The 20,333-nt window shown below is 55.9% G+C and carries 17 protein-coding genes and 1 tRNA gene; 6 read left to right on the forward strand and 12 right to left on the reverse strand.

Going from position 1 to position 20,333, the window contains the following annotated elements:
* Nucleotides 1-346: 346 nt before the first annotated feature.
* On the reverse strand, nt 347-1,468 hold the full coding sequence (locus tag ACR0NW_RS12390; RefSeq protein WP_480450306.1) for a hypothetical protein: 1,122 nt from the start codon (nt 1,466-1,468) through the stop codon (nt 347-349).
* Between the two features lie 143 nt (nt 1,469-1,611).
* On the opposite strand from ACR0NW_RS12390, the gene ACR0NW_RS12395 reads away from it, so the two are divergent.
* Nucleotides 1,612-2,253: a hypothetical protein gene (locus tag ACR0NW_RS12395; RefSeq protein ID WP_480450304.1), complete on the forward strand. Its 642-nt coding sequence runs from the start codon at nt 1,612-1,614 to the stop codon at nt 2,251-2,253.
* Between the two features lie 277 nt (nt 2,254-2,530).
* Here ACR0NW_RS12395 and ACR0NW_RS12400 read toward each other — a convergent pair whose 3' ends face one another.
* The 8 genes from ACR0NW_RS12400 to ACR0NW_RS12435 all read right to left on the reverse strand — a co-directional run bounded on the left by ACR0NW_RS12400 (nt 2,531) and on the right by ACR0NW_RS12435 (nt 8,928).
* Nucleotides 2,531-5,740, reverse strand: coding sequence for a DUF927 domain-containing protein (locus ACR0NW_RS12400; RefSeq protein WP_480450303.1), 3,210 nt, complete (start codon nt 5,738-5,740; stop codon nt 2,531-2,533).
* Nucleotides 5,741-5,805: 65 nt separating this feature from the next.
* Nucleotides 5,806-6,018, reverse strand: a complete 213-nt coding sequence (locus ACR0NW_RS12405; protein ID WP_480450301.1) for a hypothetical protein — start codon at nt 6,016-6,018, stop codon at nt 5,806-5,808.
* Nucleotides 6,015-6,251: a hypothetical protein gene (locus ACR0NW_RS12410; RefSeq protein WP_480450299.1), complete on the reverse strand. Its 237-nt coding sequence runs from the start codon at nt 6,249-6,251 to the stop codon at nt 6,015-6,017. Before ACR0NW_RS12410 ends, ACR0NW_RS12405 begins: the two co-directional genes overlap by 4 nt.
* Complete coding sequence (locus tag ACR0NW_RS12415; RefSeq protein WP_480450298.1) at nt 6,251-6,397, reverse strand: hypothetical protein; 147 nt, start codon at nt 6,395-6,397, stop codon at nt 6,251-6,253. Before ACR0NW_RS12415 ends, ACR0NW_RS12410 begins: the two co-directional genes overlap by 1 nt.
* Nucleotides 6,398-7,413: 1,016 nt before the next feature.
* Nucleotides 7,414-7,587 (reverse strand): hypothetical protein, encoded by a 174-nt coding sequence (locus ACR0NW_RS12420; protein WP_480450297.1) that lies wholly within the window; start codon nt 7,585-7,587, stop codon nt 7,414-7,416.
* Between the two features lie 35 nt (nt 7,588-7,622).
* A complete protein-coding gene (locus tag ACR0NW_RS12425) occupies nt 7,623-8,009 on the reverse strand; it encodes a hypothetical protein (protein ID WP_480450295.1) in 387 nt (128 codons plus the stop codon).
* The gene (locus tag ACR0NW_RS12430) at nt 8,006-8,479 is read right to left on the reverse strand and encodes a hypothetical protein (protein WP_480450294.1); all 474 of its coding nucleotides are present in this window, start codon (nt 8,477-8,479) and stop codon (nt 8,006-8,008) included. The genes ACR0NW_RS12425 and ACR0NW_RS12430 overlap by 4 nt, the downstream gene beginning before the upstream one ends.
* The gene (locus tag ACR0NW_RS12435) at nt 8,479-8,928 is read right to left on the reverse strand and encodes a hypothetical protein (RefSeq protein ID WP_480450292.1); all 450 of its coding nucleotides are present in this window, start codon (nt 8,926-8,928) and stop codon (nt 8,479-8,481) included. The genes ACR0NW_RS12430 and ACR0NW_RS12435 overlap by 1 nt, the downstream gene beginning before the upstream one ends.
* A 364-nt stretch (nt 8,929-9,292) precedes the next feature.
* Between ACR0NW_RS12435 and ACR0NW_RS12440 the strand changes: the two genes are divergently transcribed.
* Together ACR0NW_RS12440 and ACR0NW_RS12445 are read left to right on the forward strand one after the other, a co-directional pair.
* Nucleotides 9,293-10,096: a pentapeptide repeat-containing protein gene (locus ACR0NW_RS12440; RefSeq protein WP_480450290.1), complete on the forward strand. Its 804-nt coding sequence runs from the start codon at nt 9,293-9,295 to the stop codon at nt 10,094-10,096.
* 132 nt (nt 10,097-10,228) lie between these two features.
* Nucleotides 10,229-10,331 (forward strand) — tRNA-OTHER (locus ACR0NW_RS12445).
* A 295-nt stretch (nt 10,332-10,626) separates the two neighbouring features.
* On the opposite strand, the gene ACR0NW_RS12450 is transcribed toward ACR0NW_RS12445, so the two are convergent.
* From ACR0NW_RS12450 to ACR0NW_RS12460, 3 genes are all read right to left on the reverse strand, one after another.
* A complete protein-coding gene (locus tag ACR0NW_RS12450; protein WP_480450288.1) occupies nt 10,627-11,946 on the reverse strand; it encodes an aspartate aminotransferase family protein in 1,320 nt (439 codons plus the stop codon).
* Nucleotides 11,943-13,463 (reverse strand): trimethylamine methyltransferase family protein, encoded by a 1,521-nt coding sequence (locus tag ACR0NW_RS12455; RefSeq protein ID WP_480450287.1) that lies wholly within the window; start codon nt 13,461-13,463, stop codon nt 11,943-11,945. Before ACR0NW_RS12455 ends, ACR0NW_RS12450 begins: the two co-directional genes overlap by 4 nt.
* Before the next feature lie 110 nt (nt 13,464-13,573).
* On the reverse strand, nt 13,574-14,551 hold the full coding sequence (locus tag ACR0NW_RS12460) for a LysR family transcriptional regulator (protein ID WP_480450285.1): 978 nt from the start codon (nt 14,549-14,551) through the stop codon (nt 13,574-13,576).
* Between the two features lie 162 nt (nt 14,552-14,713).
* On the opposite strand from ACR0NW_RS12460, the gene ACR0NW_RS12465 reads away from it, so the two are divergent.
* From ACR0NW_RS12465 to ACR0NW_RS12475, 3 genes are read left to right on the forward strand one after another with little or no spacing between them, the layout of a single operon-like run.
* Entirely contained in the window at nt 14,714-17,107 is a 2,394-nt protein-coding gene (locus tag ACR0NW_RS12465; protein WP_480450283.1) for a GcvT family protein, read from the forward strand.
* Nucleotides 17,104-19,518 carry a GcvT family protein gene (locus ACR0NW_RS12470; protein WP_480450282.1) on the forward strand — a complete coding sequence of 805 codons (2,415 nt, stop codon included), beginning with the start codon at nt 17,104-17,106 and terminating at the stop codon, nt 19,516-19,518. Before ACR0NW_RS12465 ends, ACR0NW_RS12470 begins: the two co-directional genes overlap by 4 nt.
* Nucleotides 19,519-19,527: 9 nt before the next feature.
* Complete coding sequence (locus ACR0NW_RS12475; protein ID WP_480450281.1) at nt 19,528-20,292, forward strand: sulfotransferase-like domain-containing protein; 765 nt, start codon at nt 19,528-19,530, stop codon at nt 20,290-20,292.
* Nucleotides 20,293-20,333 lie beyond the last annotated feature (41 nt).

Below are 20,333 nucleotides of genomic sequence, written 5' to 3' on the forward strand. Positions count from 1 at the left end.
TTATACTAGCCTTCTGAGGCGTGAGCACGAGCGCACGATAACGCGCATTATGTTAAATTCTTAATTTGAGATATGTTGCGTAAGTTACTGTATTTAATAGATAATATCTTGAACGCGATTCTTCCTCGAATTCACCGGATTCCGCGCAATATTATTGCTCAGCCAGACATCTCGTAAAATACTGTAATTGCTACTCTTTTTCTAAATTCGTGGATTCTCGTTGTTGGTGCGGTGTGTCCGCGTCAGCGGCGCTGCTGTACAGCCGATCCGGTTAGATTTGTATATACATTAGATGTATATTCTTGAAAGTTGCACATTGCGACGTCGGTGGCGACTGAAACGGGCTTTACGCATCGCCATCGTCGAATAGCGATGGCTGTCCCCGCCTTGCTTCAACACTGGAGTAATCTCCCAGAATCGCCCGAATTGCAGATGCAGTAAGAGGATCAGCCAATTTATCGCCGTTAAACTCAAGAACGCGCAGTACACGCCGATTTCTTATCCGCCCACCGACTTCCTGATATGCCCATTGCACTTTAAGATTATCCAGCACATCGACACTCAGGTCTTTCTGTCGGACATGAAACCAGAATTCTGCATCCTCAATTACAAAATAACAGTCGCGTCGGATGGCGTCCTTGCCCTTCCATTGGCGAGACTTTTGGTCATCCTTGTCCCAGTTCGGTGACGTAACATAGATGCTCTCGACAGCCACAATCCAAGGTATTGGGTCGTCTTCTTTCTCTGGTCGTGGCGGTTTAACAGCTCTTTGTGGGAACGAGTTTCGGGGAATTGGAAAATCATCGTCATCTGAGAACCCAATCCTCTTAACATCAGCATCGTCAAGGCATGCCAAATAAAAGTCACTGCGGGCATCAACGGCATCAGGTAGACTCCCAGTGTCCATTCCTAGGCGCTCTAAATCAGCCGTATCTTTGGATAGCATTCCCCGTGTCATCTCGACGACAATCTTTGCTCCGACACGACAAGCTTCATCAGCCTCTGCGGATGGAAGCGAAGCCGGTGTGGGTTCGTCATCACCAATTTCGGCTTCTAGCTGTTCAAGTTCATCGTCGGTTAACTCACCGACCCATTCATCAAGGTCTTGAAGCATCTGTCGATTATGCTTGCCGACCTGATCCGCCCAGTAAACAGGGGATTGGCCAGTAAGTGCCTTAATATATGTGCTCCCGATATCGGTATTGGCGAAAGCAAAAAGGCCGGTGATTCCCCCACCGATCCACACTGCAAGTCTTGAAAGAAACGAGCCGGGTTCCGGAGGTAGTACGATAAGCTCGTACTCAAGCTTTCCCAGAAAGAAAGTCTCATCCAAAGCCTCCATAATCCGCTGAGCGCTCTCAGCGGTTCTGATAAACGTCTCCAGTTTGAGGAAATGATCGTTTACATCGAAATGTATGTAGAGCTGTTCAGACTTGTTCTCGAATTCCCAGCCTTCGGTCTGTACCATCAATCAATCTCTAGATTTCTTCAACTATTTGGCGAGCTTATCACCACAATCCGTTCTAACAAGCGGAAGCTGCAAGCTATCGCTTTGACACTCAGGTTTCTCTGCCCCTACAAACGCAAAAACACTCTAATGAAAGCCGGATAATGGAACGAGCAAGGGACATTGTTTACCTGATCCCCGATGTGAAGCTGAACACCGCGATGCGTATCTTGAAAGAGGCCATCATCAAGGGGCAGCACGGTTACGAAAACCTCAACGCGGATGACCGAAGGCTAGCGTTATACGATGGCTATGGCCTCAGAATATCGCCGATTGGAGGTCGTATTCTGTTGGAGTTGTTTGAACGAGGATTGATACCCCAGAAAACAAAACACGCCTCTCAGGACGTGACTGACCTACGCGGCTATGCGGAAAAGGAAAATGAATACAGAGAACAGGTTCGTCTGGCGGACGAGCGAAAGGCTGCGTTCGAAAAACGAGTCAAGGAAATCGCAGATGACCCGAGTTGTGCGGACCCATCTGAGATAACGACAACCTTGATCGACCGTGTTTTCAAAGAACGGTTAGGCTGGGGACGCTACGGAGAGTTGGAGATTGGGGGTCTGAGATGTCACAAGGCCAAGACCCCAGACCAATTGTCGAATACTGGAAAGAGCCGATATCCCGGGGAGGTCTATTGCTATTGGTACGACGCTGATGGCAATCGTCAGGGTACTATTCCAGTCGAAATGCCTAAAAATCGCCGGAACGATCCTGATCGGAATTGGGGATTAGGCCGGGAGTAAGCGTCGGGCGGATGGGGCGGATACGTTCTCATTCCCGTCCACCCAAGGATTCGCCATAAAAATAAGGGGTGGGCGGACAGGACGGACCGGGCGGACATGAAAAGCGTCACAAAAACTTTTCGCAGCAATCCAACGGTAGGTGGTAGTTAGATGGATAAAATAGAATCCATTCAAATATCTATCCGTCCCGTCCGTCCTGTCCGCCCTTCCATAAAAATAAGGGCTTTCGTTGGGCGGATTTGCTAAAAACAAAATCCGCCCCGTCCGCCCGAATGGGTTAACGCCCAGCACCCCCACGTTCAAACGCGCTCTTTGCCTGAGCAGGAAAACCAAGAGCCACCCGATCAACACGAATGTTCTTGGCTTCGCCGCCACCCACCTCAACAGGCAGCTTCGTATGATTGTTGTTTTTACCGCTCAGGATCAACGCACCGCTTTCCTTCAGTGCCGTTACCAATCCCGTTCGGGTGCCGCTCAATCCCAGCACAGCCACGTTCTCAATGGCATGCCAGTCCAAAATAATCACGTCGTCGGTGTACCACCCGACAACCCCGGCATGATTTCCGTCTGCCCATTCCGACGCGGGGATGATCTTGCTGCCCATATTTCGGGCCAACCACGATTTGAAGCCATCCAGAAGTGACGACTCCCCCTCCGTTGCCTTGCCCTCGTCTGACGTCTTGAACGTGTCCCAAGCCGTCTGAACAGCAGCCGTAACCTTATCTGCATCCGGCAACAGACCGGCCCTGTGCGCCAGCTTTCCGGCTACACGCACCAGCGCGAATACCTTGGCCGCACGGGACTGCGCAGGATTTGCGTGTTCGCCCGCAAGCGTCTTTGCTGCTTTGTCGATCATCGCACGCAGGACGTGCCCCCGCTTGTGCCAATCGTTCTCGATCAACCAACGGACAAACTCAGGTCCTGCGTGACCAAAATTCGCTGTCACAGCCTCTATCCGTCGAATGGTCTCCGCGCTGACGCGCGCACCCGCCGTCACATCCAAATCGGGAAACCGTGCTGAAATACCAGTCTTGTAGTCTGCCTTTGCACCCTTGATGACAGTACGCAGGCTCCGCTCATTCGACAACATCGCGAACACCTTGAATTCAGCCTCTTCGGCAAGACCCGCACTCACATTGCGTCCGCCCATCCGCGACTTCCCTGAACCAGACGAAAGGCCGAACAGCAACGGGGCAAGGTCTTCCGGGCGCTCCATACGACTGATTTCATCAAGTGCGAGGAATGACTCCGATCCGATGGCGGCAAGCAATTCCACTGCGTTGGAGGTTCCAGACAAGCTGAAGAATACACCTTTCTTGTCACGAGGCGTAGTCCATGCAGATGTTCCCATCATGAGTGCCAGTGACTTGCCCCGGCTCGAGTCACCGGAAAGATTAAAGCCGCACCCATCCATATCGGCAAGAGCGAGAAGCGGCCCCGCAAAGGCACCGGCAAGGCCCACAACCCAAAAGAAGTTTGGAGGCCTATCGCCAATGTCATCGAAAGCCGCGTTAATGCCGTCCTTCCAACCGTCCAACGTGCCCAACGCTTGGCGGTCCTTCACGGTCGCGGCGCTACTCAAACGGTAAGGCATGCCCGCTGACGCGGGGATGTACTCGCCAGTAGGACACAGAAAACCGACCAGCGCACCGCCACGGTCACGGACCCAACCCGGACGAGTTACGGTGGGGATATGGCGCTGAGGTGTGATCTGGCGAAACAGATTCAAAATGGCGTCGCGGTTCGATTTACTACCTGCGTACAAAGACATTCCGGCATCAGCCAAAGCCTCCAGAACGCCCCCACCCCCATCACGGATCAAGTCTGCCATGTGCAAGGTTGTTTCTACTTCGACGCCGTTTTCATTCTGGAAATGGATGATACGACCTGCACCAGCGTCACCTGAAATGGTCGATGCGCGCCCGACTACGTCAAATCGTTGGCACAACGGAGTATCGCCCTCTTCGCCCTTCAGGTAGATGGTTTCATTTCGAATTCTATAGCTACGCGGAAGCCAATCTGAGGCGGTTTCAAATTCGCTGCTTTTATAGTCCTGGCCCGCGTAAGCGGCGTCGTCTTCGGGCGGCAACAGATAGGCGCTATCCTCATCGAAGATCAGTTCTTCCTCAAACCACCCGTCATGCAGTGCTTGCGAAAGAAATTCCAACTTGCTGCGGCCCTGACAGGCATCGTGTTGGCATTTCCAGAAGAATGTATCTTCCCCCGAGGGATGGTCAGTGCAATTTGTGGCCATGCAGGCTGTACCACCTTCGGATGAATGCTCATGTTCGAAAGGGCATTCAATCTCAACCCGCCCATCAGCAGGATTCCCCCGGACCTTATCCGGACAATGATCTTCAAGCAGGTTCGCCAGAAGCAAACGGTCCTTGATGTCGTGCCACCGCTGCTTGAGATTGTTCCCCTCTGGCGTAAGAGGAATGTCCCTTGCGGCTTGAGAATCGCCGCCGCCACCAGCTATTTCAAAGGCGTTGAGCTTTTCCCGCTTCGCGGCGTACAGGCTCTTCTTGTACTCCGGAATGTCATCGAAATTCAGAGGCTGGCCCTGAATGATGGCAGAGTAAAAGTTCTCTGATCCCTTAGCGTGACGCGGGGTATAGAACAGTCGCGATGGGTCCGTACACGACGTGTCGAAGTGCACACCGAGAACTTCCACCGCCATGCCTGTGACCTTGTTTTCCCAGATTTCCAGCGCTTCCTGATGCGACTGCGCCAAATCGATGATCTCGACCGGCTCCGCAAAGGGAAAGATCAGGCGGAATTTTTCCAGAGGCGGTGACGACAGGATAATTTTCACCCCGTCCTTTTCCTGCCTCTTCTGCTCGACGATCTCGACTTCGGCGATGAAGGATTCTTCATAGCGGTTCTTGTCGTGCTCACGCAGATATTGACGGATTTGGTGAATGTCCGGGTCAGCATCGATCTGAAGCTTGCGCAGTACCACATCCCGCTTCAGCTTGAGGCCGGTCTTTTTGTGGTTGAATGAGGTGTACACAAGAGCGAACAAGCCCGATTTCTCGATGACCTTGATCACGTCATCCAGACGTGCGCCGGAGTCAATATCGAGACCCAGAGCGTACATCGTCTGCATCGCCTGCGCCTTGCGCGCGCCGTCGATCCCCGAGCCAAGGACGATACTATTGCCTTCCTGGTACTTACCTACAGGGTGGCGAGAGAACCCCCAAGCCGCGTTGTTGGCTGTTTTTTCTTGACCAATAATCCAGTGAAGCCATGGCATTTCGGTGGCCTTCCAGTCACCGTCTTGTGTATTGCGGCGGTCCTTTGCACCCCACAATTCCCCAAGCATAAGCGTGGCAGGCTGGTTCAGAATTTCATCGAATTCCGGGCAAGAAGTGCCGATCATGTCGGCATCGTTGAACTTCTCTACGGACTGCGCGGCAACGTTGCGATCACCGGCGTCAAGTACATCCTCCTCCGTTTCACTTGTCACAGACGTGTAGTCTTTCATTTGCTCGATATCTCCTATTCAGTTGCCTTTGTTGGTGGGCTGGGCCGCTAACGCGGCCCGTGCCATCACACATGCCCTGCCTCGAAATCCTTCAAGAATGCGGCGGTTTTCTCCAACATGATTGCTATGTCCCGGTATGAGTAACCCGCGTGGTTCAGTTCATCGGACAAGACCAAAATCAAACCCCCGATGGGCTTGGGATCATGTCCATCCCAATTCATCGCGACGAGTGCGGTGCGGGCTGCTTCAACAACTGCGTCATTGCCAGTGTCCATCATGCTTGGTCCCCTTCTGAGAAAGGGAGTGAGGCGACCCGCTTGATTTCCTCCGCCAATACGACGATTGCAGGCGCACCCATGTGAAGCCCAGCCCGTTCAAGTTCGTCTTTCATTCGGTCGATCAGCTTGCCAATCATTTCAATGCGGAGACTACTCGTTTCGCCAATCGCAAGTGCTTCGTTCCAGTCGCGCACCTCGCGTATCTCCTCCTCGTGGGTCATTTCAATTTCCATTATTCGCATCCCGAAAAGATCGAATTCAATTCCGAAATAAGCGCCCTTATTTCCGATTCATTTTCCGGAATATTCATGTCCTTTTCAGACACTTCTTTAAGCGTGTTCCCGATCACGCAAATCCGCGCTGCCTGTTTTTCTGTCATAAACAAATCTCCTTATGTTTCCCGCCCGCCACCGTGGTGAGCCTCTATGGCGTAAGATGAATATTACTTTGTAATCAATAGTAATTTACGCCAGAAAGGCCCGAACCGGACCTAACTTTCATCAGACCAAAAGGGCGATTTTGGAATTTCGCACATATAATAGTTTTGGAAATGGAAACGAGAATTCCTGAAATGTCATTTAAAGTGACATTTCCAAAAACCGCACCCTTAAATCACAGGCGATTGTCACAATGGATGACAAATCGTAAAGAATTGAGGCGGTATTGTCTTAACTTTTCCACCAATGGACCAAACAGGGAACATGGCTTTTCGCACACTTTGGCACATTCTGCCTCGGTCGAAAAAACTTCGAAATGATGTCGCGGTGTGTCCGAAAAACGACTACGGAATCTCGCGCCAGCAGCCAAGATCACAGATTTTAACGACAAGAGGCCGAATCAATCGGAGCATGAGACGCCACGATTGCTCTCAGCAATGACCAGAACCGATTGTGGAGGCGAAGGTATGAGACAGGCTCCCCACCATGCGCTGTCCGCCCGCCCGTTGCCCATTGCCGCGTTCCGGGAGGACGATAATAGCCCGCATCTTGCATTACTTCGGAGAAGTCCGCACCGACAATAGACTCGATCCGTTTGGCGATAGCTGTCGGTACTCTATAGGCAGAGCGGCCTCTGTCGTGATCCTGCGCATGTGTGAATGCTCGGATGAGGCGGCTACATTCACGCCGAAACTTTGTACGTTCTGCATAGTTCATTTTTGGTTTCTCGTTTTGTGTGGGTGGCTTTGGTTGCCCCCGCCCGCAATCCCGATGGTAGGCGGGGGCAACTTTGCGCGGCAGTAGGAGCGGCTACCGCGCTTCGGGGAATTCAATGGCAATCTGAGCGCCAATGGCCCGTTCGATAGTCCCAATGTTTTCACGGAATTCTTGATATGAGCGACAGGACAACCGCGCAGCGTTCCAGAGGGCCAGACGCCTAAAGTAACGCGCCCGCGCCCTACGCAGCCCGCTGTCGGGCGGCAAGGATTTCCTCAACTTGTGCACGGATACGTTCCTGTTCATCGATCTTGGACTGTTCATCCATCTGTGCCCGCAGAATTTGGGCAGCTTCCCATTTTGCATCCCGGACGCGCTTTCGCTCTTCTTGTTCAGCGGTGAGTTTTGGAGGCAATGGACCTCCGCCGAAAAGGGAGTGTTCAGCAGGAATCATCGTCTGCGCCTCCGATCCCAGCGTGCTTCAGAACGGGCGACGGCATCCAAAGCCTTGTTTCGCTTGCGTCGATCTTCGTCCGACATCGAGCGTATAGGTGTTTCAGTCACATTTTCCGGTTGCGGCGTATCAGCGGCAGGCGGTTGTTCCGGCGTCGGGTCGTGATCATCTTGCCAGATACCCCGCATGGTCAGTTCATGGAGAACATCTTGGTCGATTGGTGCGTCAGGGAACCGGTTCAAAATTTCGGCGAATTCGCGGTCTGAAATGGTGACGCCGCGCAGCATGATCGCTTCCCACCCGTGATCGACAGCAGCGAAGTTTACCCATGGGTTTCCTCCGAACTGACTGATTTCAACGCAGAGCTTGTTGAGATCGGTCATTTGATCAGCCCCCATTCGCGCCCTTTTGCAATGCGCTCGCTGGGTGACAACGTGAGCAACCTACGCAGCAACGTCGCTTCATCCGCGATACTGGACGGTTCGGGCGCGGGTGCTGCGCCTGTCATCCCCAACTCACGGGCCTTGCTCATACGCTCGGACGGAGAGAGGCGACTCAACTCGTCCAGAGCATCGACTTCTCCGGCCTCCAATGCTTCACGAAGTTCGTTCTTTCGCACCTGTTCTTTCGCGACTTCGAGTTGCTTGATCTCATCCAAATAGCTGGCGGAAAGCCCCTCATCCGTGAGAACTGCCAACCTCGCCGAAGGCATCGCAACGACGTCTTCGCGGGACAGTTCAACGCCCAGCAGTTTGGCGGCGTCTCCCATGATCTTGTCTGACACAACGTCCCATCTGGCTTTCAATTTGTCGTCTGCGGCCACGATGGCCCGGAACTGCGCGCCGTCGTCCATTATGCGGCATCCTTCTCTTCAAAGTTCATATTTTCGTAGCGGGCATTGGTGATTGCGTATGGAACAGCCCATTGTTCGAACGCTGGCAACGCTTCGGCATCGCCCAGCACGGTCCATCTCAACACCGGGTCCGTCAGGATCAATTTCAGGCGCAAGCCCTCAAGGTGCTCAAAGAGCACTGAAGACTGTACAGACGACGACAGCGCATTGGTGAATGCCACACGCGCCCCAAACGGACGTTCAACTTGTTCACCCCTCAACCAGCCTTCGAGACGACGAGCACGGGGTACGGCATTATCGCCTGTCCAAAGCTGTTCACCGTCGTCATGAGCCAACTCAAGGAGGGCTGGAACGTGTTGCCGTTCCTTTGGTTTGATTGTCGGCAAAACGTCCGCCAGCCGATAACGACGCGCACCATTTTGTCCGTGGGAATATTCGAGGCCGCGCACTCTGGTGGTCACGGTTTTCTGAGACCGACCAAGTGCGCGAACCAAGTCGGTTTGACATACAGTCAGCACTTGTTAAACAACTCACATATAAGGATTATTTTCTTCCGGCATTTCTGCCTTTGTAGTAAATTTGTACTCGATTTTTACCATTTTGTCAAAAATCAGGGAAAAAACGGGTCACGGTTCTACGGGTCAAAACCACCGGCTGCGGTCCAGATTTTTCACCTCAAGCGAGTCTTAAAAAAACCTATCCGCCATTGCATGGCCAATGTTTCGAAGCGGAGTTTGAAGCCATCTCTCGGAGCCTCTTGCACGTAAATTCAATCTCGAACATGGTGCGCATCGAATTCAGTTTGAGGTAAACATGCAATTCAACTTACCTGCATCGTGGGCGTCGTACACTATCGAAGATTGGCGCAACATCGCGCTGATCTGCAGCGCTGCTTTTGGCATACCATTCCTTATTTGGAGAACAATAATTGCTCAGGTGCAGGCTTCTATCGCCACACGGGCACACAACATGGACCGCTTCCAGAAGGGTGCTGCGATGTTGGGTGATGACCGACTTTCGGTGCGTCAAGCGGGCGTGATTTTTCTAAAGGACCTAGCGCTAAGCAAGCCTTCCCGTCACGGCGTGGCCTGTATGGAAGCCTTGCAGAATTTTATTCAAGACAGATGTGGCGAGATGGAAAGAGCCGAAGAAGAGGGTCCCGACGATTCATTTCTCGGAAGCGGTTCAGATGCTCAGTATGCGCTAGAGACTCTCGCCATAATCTCCCACAAAACCAAGCGCGGAGTTAGGATTCGAAATACACATTTTAGGGGGGCAAGTTTCGATGGTATGGTGTTTAGGAATGCCGATTTCGAGCTTTGCACATTCGACATGTGTGAATTCATCAACAGCCATTTCATAAACTCCAACTTCGAGCAAACCCACTTCGATCAGTCAAACCTCACAAACACTCGTTTCAGTCGATGCAACCTACAAGTAAGTACGTTTGCAAAGGTCGACAATGCAAACGGCACCTTTCAAAAATGCAACCTAACTGCGTCGATACTTAAACCGCCTTCAGTCTTGGATGACGCCTCTATGATTGATTGTATTGGTCTAGAAGCGCAAATTCATCCAGTTCAGCAGACCTATACTAGCGCAGGTGAAGTCATCTAACTCGATCATCGAGCCGTAAAAATTGTAAGTGCAAACGGTGCTCTGTATTGCAACCCTTTGCAAGTCGTGCAAAGTACAGTTGTGCAATACATGCAGGATTGCACAAAATTGCGTAGGTTCTACATATGTTTACGGAGTGTTCCGTGCAATCTGGTCGAATAATACCATATATTTAAGGAAAACCCCTGTCTTCGGGAGGCAGGGGTCGGAGGTTCGAATCCTCTCACTCCGACCAAATTTCATCTAATTTCAACACCTTAATGCATTAGCCATTCGGCGGTGCGAGCTGCGTATTGCGATTGGGCAGCACCGGGACAGCATATTCACTGCAAATCCCGGCTTGCGTGCCATGTCGAAAGGCCACACACGATCGTTGGGTGCGCACCTACCATCATGTAGGGTTGCTCCGAGATCAGCACTATTGCGTAGAACTACATCGCAGTCGAAGGATCGAGCAGCTTTCACCACCTTTACATGGACCAATCACGCGGCTGGCCCTTCGCGGATTGACGAGTGTTGCACATACCACATCAGTTATTAGCCATGGCAAAGGCGCGGTCCAGGCCTTCGGCTACATGTTCCACATCGTCTATCGACAGGCACATAGGTGGCACCATGCGCAGGCAGGATTGATATGCGCCCGATTTTGAAAGAATGATTCCGCTTTCTCGCGTCGCCTCGAATACAGCGGCTGTGGTTTGCGGGTCGGGTTCTTTGGTCTTGCGGTCCTTGACCATCTCAACGGCCAGCATCAGACCGCGTCCACGCACATCACCGATGACCGGGTACTTGTCCTTCAGCACGTGCAGACGTTTCAGCAAAGCGGCCCCAACGTCGCGGGCGTTCTCGCGTACTTTGTCCTCTTTGATCACTTGCAGAACTGCCCGCCCTGCCGCGCAAGAGGTTGGATTGGCGCCGTAAGTGTGGAACATGAACTTCTCGGCCATAGGCGCCGCGATTTCCTTACGCGCAACAACTGCGCCCAGCGGAAAACCATTGCCGATGCCCTTGGCCATGACAACGATATCCGGGATGACGCCATCGGCCTCAAAACCCCACATGTGGTCACCGGTGCGCCCGAACCCGGATTGCACCTCATCAGCGATATAGAGTCCCCCGGCCGCCCGTACCCGTTCGGCGGCACCGGTCATATACCCTTTGGGCATTTCGACGATGCCACCATAACCCTGCACGCTTTCCACAAAAATTCCGGCGACGCTGCCGGTTGTCGCAGCGTGAATGGTACGCTCGATCTCGTCCAGATAGGGCTGTGCGCCCGCGTTTTCGCCAAAGATGCCGCGATATTGATGCGGGTCAGGCACAAAGGCTACGTTGCCCGGCATCCCCGGATGGCGCCAGCCGGAAATCCCGGTGATCGATTGGGCCGCGGCCGTCGGGCCATGATAGGCGGAACGCAGCGCCAGCAGGTCAAGGTTGCCTGTATAGCTGCGCGCCATGGTCATGGCTAGGTCAACCGCCTCTGAACCGGAATTGGTGAAATGCACCACCCATTCGATGTCACCGTTCGGGTTGGGCATGGTCGCAGCCAGTTCCTCGGCAAAATGCGCGGGCACCGGATGGTAGAACATCGTGGTACAATGGGTCAGTTCCTGCGCCTGTTCCATCGCCGCGGCCACCACCTTGGGATGGCTGTGCCCAACCGAGATACAGACATTCATGCCCAGAAGGTCGGTGTATTTGCGCCCTTCGACGTCCCATAGGTACTGCATCGACCCCTTCTTGAATACCATCGGCTCTTTGAAGGGGACGAACTTGCGTTGGCTTGCGGCATAGAAGGTGTCTCGCCGCCGGGCGGTGTCGTTCAGGGTCCAGTCGGTTTGCTTGTTCATGGCTGTTCTCCTTCGATTTCCCGGCTACGGCGGGCGACGAATTCATCAAGGGCTTCGCGGATACCGGCCTCCATGGCCGGGGCTTCGTAGTCTTCGATTAGCTGTTTTACGCGTGTGCTGGCACGGTCATGCTGCCAATGGGCGCCCTCGGCAGCCCATTGTTCGTAGGTGCAATTGTCGGACATGTCGCCCATCCAAAAGGCGGTTTCGAAATTGTCCTGCGTGTGCTGAGCGCCAAGGAAATGGCCGCCCGGTTCCACCTCGGTAAACGCCTCCATTGCTTGCGCGCTTTCCGAAAAGTCGACGCCCTGAACAAAGCGCTGCATCGCCGCGCAGCGATCGGCGTCCATGACGATCTTTTCATAACCGGTGGTCAGCAAACCTTCGAGGCAGCCCGTGGCGTGGATGATGAAGTTTACCCCCGCCAATGCGGCCCCCATCAATTGGGCCTGACTTTCATATCCCGCCTGCGCGTCCGGCACTTTGGATGCCGTAAGCCCGCCGACCGAGTGGAAAGGCAGGCCCAGACGATCCGCCAGTGTTTTGGCGCACATCTGGAACTGGGTTCCTTCGGGCGTGCCGAATGTTGGTGCACCGGTCTTGAGGCTGATGGGCGAGAAAAACGTGCCGAATGCGGCAGGTGCACCGGGGCGAATGATCTGGATCAGCGCGACCGAGGCCATCACCTCGGCCAGGACCTGCGCGAGCGTCGCGGCAACGGAAACCGGCGACATCGCGCCCCCCAGCACGAACGGTGAGACCACCGTGCACTGCCCTGCCCGCGCGTATTCCTTCAGCGCCCACAGCATGGTCTCGTCCATCACCAAAGGCGCGTTTGTATTAACGACGGAGTAGAGTACGCAGTTCTCATCGACGAAATCGGAACCCATGGCGATCTTGCACATTTCGATCGTGTCACGGGCACGCTCGGGGGCGGTCACCGCCCCCATAAAAGGTTTGTCGTTCATGGTCAGATGGGTGTGGGCCATGTGCAGATGGCGCAGGGGCACGGGAACATCAACCGGCTCCACCACCACGCCACCGGAATGATTCACGGCACCCAACTGATGGTGCAGCTTGGTAATATTCTGGAAGTCCTCAAGCGTGGCGTAACGCCGCCCGTTTTCCATGTCGTGCACGAAAGGCGGGCCGAAGCTTGGGGCATAGACCTGAGCTTGCCCACCGATCTGGATCGATCGGTCCGGATTGCGGGCGTGTTGAGTGAAGACAGGCGGCGCGGTTTTGATCTTGTCGCGGCACCAGCCAGGATCGAACCGTACCCGCTCACCCTCGACCCGCGCACCATGTGCCTTGAACAGGTCCAGCGTGTCCGGGTCGCCGCGAAACTCCATACCGATCTCATCCAGAATCCGGTCGGCATTGCGTTCGATGATGGCGATGGCTTCGTCATCAATCAGACTGACCAATCCAATTCGGCGCATCACGTAGGGGGCAGACATAGCCCCCTTGGCGGCCCTCGCCTGCACGCGCGATTTGCGGCCTGAGCGACGTGACATGTTGTGCCTCCCGAATTCCTGTTGGACATGGCACAGATGCCCGTGCCGGTCCTGTGAATATGCACCGGAAACGGGGCGCGAACAGGGGGAGAGGTGCTTGATCGGAAATCCTAATGATCGGGATTAGCACCAGTGTGGTACGTGATCTGATCCGCGATGTCCGGAAATCGGCGAGTAAAGTGCTCGCGCAGAATATCGGCGCATTGATGGGCCAGACGGGCCGGGATGTCGCCCAGACCCCCTTTGCGCGACACAACCTGGATACCGCGTTTGAACCCGGAAAATGGCAATGGCACAATGCGCAGCGGCATTCCTTCGGCGACCCCATCAATCAAAAGCGAAGGCGTCAAAATCGCAAAGCACTTGCCGGTTACCACCCCGGCCACAACCATCGACGACCTGTCCGCCTCTATCGCGCGGGGCAGATGCAGGCGGCAGCGTTGCAGATGCTGATCCGTGCGTCGCCCCACCGGTGTAAGTGCTCCGAAACGCACCAGAGATAGGCGTTCTGAGATTGCGTGGATGTTATCTTCAGGCCCGTCATAGTCTTCTGGCAAAACTAAGAAAAACGGTTCTTCCAGAACAGGATAAGTGTCATAGTCGTCACTCATCATGAACAGTTCCGAAGTGACTGCCACATCGATTTTGCGCGCGTTCAGCGCGCTTTGGTGATCGTTGGCAAGACCTGCAGAAAGGATCAGTTCAGGAACCCGCAATTCATGCTCAACAAATTCAAAAAGGCCCGGAGTCAATGTCGTTGCTGTAGATGCCAGCAGACCGACTCGCAGTATCGGTAGTGCGGTTGCATTCAGGTGGCGCAGATCGGATTTCAGATCGTCGATTTCATTGAGAATGCGATACCCGTGCCGTTGCACAGCCTCTCCCGCATGGGTCAGACCCAACGGTCGGCGCGAACGGTCCAGCAGCGTTACACCAAATGCGGTTTCGAGGTTTTTCAAATGTTGCGAAGCTGCCGATTGAGTGATCCCAAGGGCATTTGCCGCCGCCGTTACATGGCGCATATCCGCGACGGCCATGAAGACTTCGATCGCCCGGAACAGATTGATTTCCACTTCGTTGCGCGCCATTTGCCCCTCGAATCCCCATAGATCGTTGTAATGGCATGAAACGCACAGGGCTGAACAGGCGCAAGCTCTGCTTATCATTAGTTGTGGTTATGATGTTTAGTCGTACTTGATCCTGGCCTCATCGCAGAGAACATGATCGGGCGACAGGGAGGAGTTCCGGGAATGGCAGGAACCATCATCATCGGCGGCGGCGCAATCGGGCTGAGCCTGGCCTATCATCTGGCCTCAGCCGGAGCGAGGGACGTCCAATTGCTGGAGCGCAACCAGCTGACGTCCGGGACCAGTTGGCATGCCGCCGGGATTGTTGGCCCCCTGCGCGCCACACCGAACATGACCCATCTCGCCATGTATGCCGGTACGCTGTTCCCGAAGCTGGAAGAAGAATGCGGTCTTTCCACCGGCTATCGCCAAACCGGTGGCTATTGGCTGGCCCGCGATCCAAACCGAATGGATGAGTTGCACCGCATTGCCTCTCTTGGCCGCCATCTTGGGCTCACACCTGGGATCGTGGGGCCCGAGGCGATAGATGTCCCCGGCCTCAATTCAGACGGAATAGTCGGAGCTTTGCGGGTCGAGGAAGACGCCAATGTGAACCCGGTGGATCTGTGCATGGCTTATGCCAAAGCTGCGCGCGCCAAGGGGGTGCAAATCCGCGAAGGCGTGCAGGTCGACCGGCTGCTGGTTGAGGCCGGCCGGATCAAGGGCGTTGCGCTGGCCGACGGGTCCGAGTTGCTGGCCGACAGTGTGGCACTGTGTGCCGGGGCGTGGTCGAAGAAGCTTGCCGACGCAGCAGGGGTGGCTCTGCCGCTGCAGGCTGTTGAGCATATGTATGTCGTCACCGAACCGATGGCCGGGCTGCCCAATCCCTATCCGGTTCTGCGTGATCTCGACCGTGGGTTCTACGTCAAGGGTGACGCGGGCAAGCTGGTCATCGGCGGTTTTGAACCGAATGCGAAATGCTGGGATGCCTTTAGCCCCGAGGGTGATCGTCCGTTTCTGGAGATGCCCGAGGATTGGGATCAGTTCATGCCTTTCATGGAGGGCGCTTTGGAGTTGATCCCGGCATTGGCCAAAACCGGCATCCAGCACTTTATGAACGGGCCGGAAAGCTTTACCCATGACACTCGCCCTCTGATTGGCCAGACACCCGAAGTGGACGGGTTGTACGTTGCGGCCGGTATGAACTCGGTCGGTGTCATGTCCTCGGCGGGCGTCGGGCGGGTCCTCGCCGACTGGATGATCGAGGGCGAAGCACAGATGGACCTATGGGAGGTCGACGTGGCGCGGGTCGATCCATTGGCCGCTGCAGCCAGCCATATTGAAACCCGCATGCAAGAAGCCGTGAGCGACGCCTTTGCCCTTCACTGGCCTTTCAAACAACCCAAAGCCGGGCGTGGCCTGCGCAAATCCGCCTTGCACGACAAATGGGCCGCCGCTGGGGCTGAATTCGGCCTGACAGCAGGCTGGGAACGCGGGCTGTGGTATGCGCGGGACGACAGTGAACGTGCTCTGCCTTATTCCACCGGTGAACAGTCGTGGCAGGAGATCGCCCACCGCGAGGCTGCGATCATGGAGCATGGCACGGCGCTGCTCGACCTGTCCCCGTTCGGGAAATTCGACATCTTCGGGCCGGACGCGCTGGCGCTTTTACAATATCTCGCCACTGCGAATATGGACGTCGCACCGGGACGCGCGGTCTATACGCCGCTGCTGAACGCGCGGGGCGGGGTTGAGGCGGATGTCACATTGCTGCGGCTCGGGCCGGATCGCTTCCGCATGGTGTCAGGAGCTGCGACCCGACAAAAGGATTTGGCGTGGCTCAAGCGGCACTGTGCGGGCCGAGATGTGATGATCCGGGACGTGACCGAAGACGAAGTCGTGATCGGCGTCATGGGTGCCGGGTCTCGCGACACGCTGGTGGCGCTGTCTGACGCGGATTGGCAGAGCTTTCCGTTTTCAACCGCCCGAGATGTCATGGTGGCGGACGTGCAATGTCGCGCGCAGCGGGTGAGTTTTGTGGGCGAGCTGGGGTGGGAACTTTACATTCCAGCACAGCTAGGCGGGCCGGTGTTTGATGCGCTCACAGCACAAGGCGCGCGCCCGATGGGTCATTTCGCGCTGGATGGCTGCCGGATCGAGAAAGGGTTCAAGCACTGGGGTCACGATCTCGGGCCGGATATCTCTCCGCTGGAAGCCGGGCTGGGATTTGCTGTGGACTGGAAGACCGATTTTCTGGGCAAAGAGGCACTGGTCCGGCAGAAGGCAGACGGTCTTCGCCGTCGCGCGGTGATTTTCGAGCTACCTGACAAACCACTTATCCTGCATGACGAACTGATCCTTGAAGACGGTCGGGTGGTCGGAGCGACCACCTCGGGTGCGCGGGGGGCACGCACCCGCAAGACCTATGCTCTGGGGATGGTCGAGATCGCCGTCGGAGAGACTCTGTCCCAGACCTGCACCCGCAGCTTCACCGTTGATGTGGCAGGCACACACTATCCGGCGATCCCGCTAATGCGCCCGCCATTTGACCCAAAGAACGAACGGATGAAATCATGACAGTCACGCAAGCTCAGGTCTTGATCATTGGCGGCGGTGCTATGGGAGTATCGCTGATGTATCACCTGACCAAGGCGGGTTGGTCGGACGTGGTGCTGACGGAAAAGAACGATCTCACCCACGGATCGACATGGCACGCGGCGGGCTTGTGTACGCATTTCGCTCATAACCCGACCATTCAGGAACTGCGCGCAACCTCGGTTCGGCTGTACCGCGACATCCTGCCGGAAGAAACCGGCGGCACCTGTGGCTTTCACCGTTCGGGCGCGATGAGGATCACCTCGAACCCGGACCGGATGGACGAGTTTGCCCATGTTGCCGGGCTCAGCCGGTTCACTGGCTATGACCTGCAGATGTTGACCCCTGAAGACGTGGAACGTCTGCACCCGTTGGCCCGGACCGAAGGGCTGCTGGGCGGAATTTACGAGCCCGATGACGGGCATGTGGACCCGTCACTGGCCACCAACGCCATGGCGCAGGTGGCGCGCAAAAACGGGGCGACGATCCAGCGCTACAACCCGGTGACCTCTATCCGCCGCGAAGGCGACCTTTGGGTGGTCGAAACCGAAAAGACCACGATCCACGCCCGTCATCTGGTCAATGCCGCGGGCACCTGGGGGTGGGAAATCGGGCATATGATGGGGCTGAACATCCCCTCGGTTCCTGTTCTGCACCAGTATCTTGTGACCGATACGGTGAACGCGGTGGCTGACCGGATCGCGGCTGGCTTGCCCGAACTGCCGATGATCCGTGACCCCGAGGAAAGCTGGTATGTGCGGCAAGAGCGCGACGGGCTGATCCTTGGCCCCTATGAAAAGAACGCCGAGGCCTGGTCGATCGACGGGTGCCCGCCTGATTTTGGGGCTGACCTTATGCCTCCTGATCTGGATCGGGTCGAAGACATCATCATGATGGCGATGGCGCGTATTCCGGCACTGGAAACAGGCGGAGTGAAATCGGTGGTGAATGGGCCAATCACCTTCACGCCTGACGCCAACCCTCTGATTGGCCCCGCCCATGGTCTGCCAAATGCCTGGCTGCTCACCGGGTCGTCGATGGGCGTGATGGAAGGCGGCGGTGCGGGTTGGTTCCTGTCCCACTGGATGACGCATGGCGCGCCGCCGATGGATGCACTGTCCGTGGACAGCCGACGGTTCGGTAGTTGGGCCGACCGGGACTATCGTGTGCAGAAAGCCATCGAGTGTTTTGGCCTGCAATTCGGTGTGCATTACCCACACGAAGAGCGCCCCGCAGCACGTGGCAAACGCCTGTCACCAATCCATGATCGCATGATCGCACGCGGCGCTGTGATGGGCGCAGCCTATGGGTGGGAGCGGCCCAACTGGTTCTCGGAGCAGACCGGGGACGAGGCAATGCCAAGCTTTCGCCGCTCGAACTGGTTCGACCGCGTGGCGCAGGAATGCGAGACGGTTGCCAACAATGTGGGTCTGGCCGACATGTCGGTCTTCTCCAAATTCGACGTGACCGGCCCGGATGCCCGCGCCTTTGTGGACAGTATCGGCGCAAACCGCGCGCCCAAAACCGGGCGCATCGGCCTGACTCATGCTCTTACGCCGGCAGGTGGGACGCAATCGGAATTCACCGTCAGCGTACTGGCCGAGGACCACATCTACCTCACTTCCGCCGCTGCGGCGGAAGAGATGGATGACGACCTGCTGCGCGCCCGTGCCGAAGGATTTGACGTCACCATCAGCCGCGTGACCGAGGATTTCGGTGTGCTTGGCCTGATGGGACCTAAATCGCGGGACGTTCTTTCCGGGCTTACCGATGCTGATTTGGATGCCGGATTCCCATGGCTATCCGTGCGTGAAATCGACGTAGCCGGAATTCCGGTTCGGGCACTGAGAGTGTCTTATGTCGGCGAGCTCGGCTGGGAGTTGCATGTGAAATCCGCGCACATGCTCGCCCTGTTTGAAGCGTTGGAAGAGGCCGGGCAACCGCATGGTCTGGGCTTTTTCGGTGCCTATGCGATGAACGCGATGCGATTGGAGAAAGGCTACCGTGCCTGGGGGGCAGATTTTACCACCGAGCGCACACCGGCGGAAACCGGTGCCGGTTTCATGATCAAGATGGATCATGACTTCATCGGAAAGAACGCTCTGGCTGAACGCATGAAGGCCGAGGATCGCTGGGACATGGTGCTGCTGGATTTGGACACCACCGATGAGGATCCCTACTACGCCCATGGCGTCTATCAGGGAGATCGCGTGGTCGGTATCGTCACCTCGGCAGGTTTCGGGCATCGCACCGGCAACACCCTTGCGCTGGCGTATCTACGCGACCGATCCGCACGCGACGGGTTGAGCGTCGAGGTTCTGGGACAGCGACGTAGTGCTTTCGTCCTTGACCAACCGCCGTACGATCCGGGAAATAACCGTATGAAAAGCTGAGGTCTGCCCATGTCTGCACATCCGATCTTCGTGCTCTGGGCGCATCCCCGCTCCATGTCCACCGCGACCGAGCGGATCATGCGGGAACGTGGGGATCTGGACTGTGCTCATGAGCCTTTCATGTACGACTACTACGTGCATCGTAAAATACGGGTGATGCCGCATTTCGACGTGCAGGAAGGCCACCCTACGCGGTACGAGGATATTCGTGACATGCTGTTGTCACGCGCTTCGACCCGGCCCGTCTTTTTTAAGGACATGGCTTATTACGTATTGCCCAGAATCCTTGAGGATGAAGAGTTTCTCAACCGTCTGACCCATGGGTTTCTGTTGCGCGATCCGATGGCCTCAATTGCGTCCTATCACCGGCTTGATCCCGAGGTGACCCGCGAAGAGATCGGGCTGGAGGCGCAACGGAGTCTATTTGACGGGATCGTGGCGGCGACCGGGCAAGCTCCGCCGGTCATCTCGGCCGAGGATATGCGCGCTGATCCCCGCGGGGTGATGGGGGCACTCTGGCAAAGGTGGGGTCTGAGCCCAGCGGATCACGCGTTTGACTGGCAAAGAGAGGTGCCGCGTGACTGGGGCCAGGTCGAAGGCTGGCATGGTGATGTGAGCCAGGCTAAAGGTATCCGCCCGATGGATGCGGACGAACGCCAGCAACAGCTCGACCGCTTCGAAGCTCAGGCCAAAACGGCACCGCAGTTACGCGAATATCTCGATCACCACCTTCCGCATTACCAGACACTGATGGCGAAAAAGCTGAGCAATTAATGGCCGGTTTGCTGACTTGGCACCCGTTCTTCAGCGGGGTC

The sequence above is a fragment of the Ruegeria sp. CF5 genome, from assembly GCF_056537325.1.

Coding starts and splice junctions, on each gene's coding strand:
- ACR0NW_RS12405 (WP_480450301.1), bottom strand. CDS start 6,018: ATGATGGACACTGGCAATGACGCAGTTGTTGAAGCAGCCCGCACCGCA.
- ACR0NW_RS12395 (WP_480450304.1), top strand. CDS start 1,612: ATGGAACGAGCAAGGGACATTGTTTACCTGATCCCCGATGTGAAGCTG.
- ACR0NW_RS12450 (WP_480450288.1), bottom strand. CDS start 11,946: ATGAACAAGCAAACCGACTGGACCCTGAACGACACCGCCCGGCGGCGA.
- ACR0NW_RS12460 (WP_480450285.1), bottom strand. CDS start 14,551: ATGGCGCGCAACGAAGTGGAAATCAATCTGTTCCGGGCGATCGAAGTC.
- ACR0NW_RS12425 (WP_480450295.1), bottom strand. CDS start 8,009: ATGACCGATCTCAACAAGCTCTGCGTTGAAATCAGTCAGTTCGGAGGA.
- ACR0NW_RS12430 (WP_480450294.1), bottom strand. CDS start 8,479: ATGGACGACGGCGCGCAGTTCCGGGCCATCGTGGCCGCAGACGACAAA.
- ACR0NW_RS12440 (WP_480450290.1), top strand. CDS start 9,293: ATGCAATTCAACTTACCTGCATCGTGGGCGTCGTACACTATCGAAGAT.
- ACR0NW_RS12390 (WP_480450306.1), bottom strand. CDS start 1,468: ATGGTACAGACCGAAGGCTGGGAATTCGAGAACAAGTCTGAACAGCTC.
- ACR0NW_RS12475 (WP_480450281.1), top strand. CDS start 19,528: ATGTCTGCACATCCGATCTTCGTGCTCTGGGCGCATCCCCGCTCCATG.
- ACR0NW_RS12465 (WP_480450283.1), top strand. CDS start 14,714: ATGGCAGGAACCATCATCATCGGCGGCGGCGCAATCGGGCTGAGCCTG.
- ACR0NW_RS12455 (WP_480450287.1), bottom strand. CDS start 13,463: ATGTCACGTCGCTCAGGCCGCAAATCGCGCGTGCAGGCGAGGGCCGCC.
- ACR0NW_RS12415 (WP_480450298.1), bottom strand. CDS start 6,397: ATGACAGAAAAACAGGCAGCGCGGATTTGCGTGATCGGGAACACGCTT.
- ACR0NW_RS12410 (WP_480450299.1), bottom strand. CDS start 6,251: ATGGAAATTGAAATGACCCACGAGGAGGAGATACGCGAGGTGCGCGAC.
- ACR0NW_RS12400 (WP_480450303.1), bottom strand. CDS start 5,740: ATGAAAGACTACACGTCTGTGACAAGTGAAACGGAGGAGGATGTACTT.
- ACR0NW_RS12470 (WP_480450282.1), top strand. CDS start 17,104: ATGACAGTCACGCAAGCTCAGGTCTTGATCATTGGCGGCGGTGCTATG.